Origin of the sequence: Vibrio sp. OPT46 (genome assembly GCF_015163535.1) — a bacterium.
Lineage (GTDB): Bacteria > Pseudomonadota > Gammaproteobacteria > Enterobacterales > Vibrionaceae > Vibrio > Vibrio alginolyticus.
This window is the reverse complement of record NZ_JADDYG010000659.1, coordinates 1-391: the sequence shown is the minus strand read 5'-3', so window position 1 is coordinate 391 and position 391 is coordinate 1. Positions and strand designations below refer to the sequence as shown.

The following is a 391-nucleotide window of genomic DNA, read 5'->3' as shown; positions in this document are numbered from 1 at the left end:
CCGTCAGCCAGTATGAGGCATTACCGCTTAGCCCTACACTAAAGAGATAGAAATCTTCAGCGTTTCCGAGAGTTTGAACTAGTTTAGGTGCAAAGCCCCAATCAAAACGTTCAAAACCATCGTAGATAGATTCTCCCGTTGGCTTAGTAGTAGCCCTTGAGGTTGCATCTTCTATTTTCGGATTGATGTAATTAACTTGGGCAAAGTCGCGATATTTCTCTTTGGAAATAATCGTTTGTTCGCCGACTAAGCCTCGGCTACGTTCATTGATCGCATAGGTATCAATATCGTCAGGCATTTCATTATGGAGTACAGCTGCCGCTTTTTCGTGTGCCTCTGTACGGTCACGATATTTCTTCTGCTCACCAACGACAGTTACTGTATTGTTATC

The 391-nt window shown here is 43.5% G+C and carries 1 protein-coding gene; it reads right to left on the bottom strand.

Going from position 1 to position 391, the window contains the following annotated elements; translation table 11 throughout:
- The coding region (locus tag IQR33_RS34245; protein ID WP_228014113.1) for a YjbH domain-containing protein at positions 1 to 391 on the bottom strand (391 nt) is incomplete at both ends.